This is a genomic window from Cupriavidus sp. 05T313, from assembly GCF_056396665.1.
The window spans coordinates 1-409 of record NZ_JBFTLX010000666.1 but is presented as its reverse complement, the minus strand read 5'-3'; the positions used below and the strand labels follow the sequence as shown (position 1 = coordinate 409).

Genomic DNA, 409 nt, shown 5'->3' with positions numbered 1-409 from the left:
GACGCCGTCCAGGCCGCCGGCTGGCTGCCGCTGGACACCCGCACGCTGGGCGTGGATGCGATGAGCATCTCGGGGCACAAGCTGGGCGCACCCAACGGCTGCGGACTGCTGTTTGTCCGGAGCCGTACGCGCCTTGAACCGGTCATCCACGGCGGCGGCCAGGAGCGGGGGCGCCGGTCCGGAACGGAAAACGTTGCGGGCGCGGTGGGGCTGGCCACGGCCCTCACGCTTGCCCGGGACCGCCAGGCGGGGGAACAGGCGAGGGTAGGCGGGCTGCGTGACCGTTTCATTGCCGCAGTTTTGGCAGGCGTGCCGGACGCCGTCCAGGCCGCCGGCTGGCTGCCGCTGGACACCCGCACGCTGGGCGTGGATGCGATGAGCATCTCGGGGCACAAGCTGGGCGCACCCA

Annotated in this window: 1 protein-coding gene; it reads left to right on the top strand. The window is 72.6% G+C overall.

Annotated elements, in window-relative coordinates:
• On the top strand, window positions 1-409 hold a 409-nt coding region (locus AC1DKD_RS42265), incomplete at both ends, for an aminotransferase class V-fold PLP-dependent enzyme (RefSeq protein WP_477144869.1).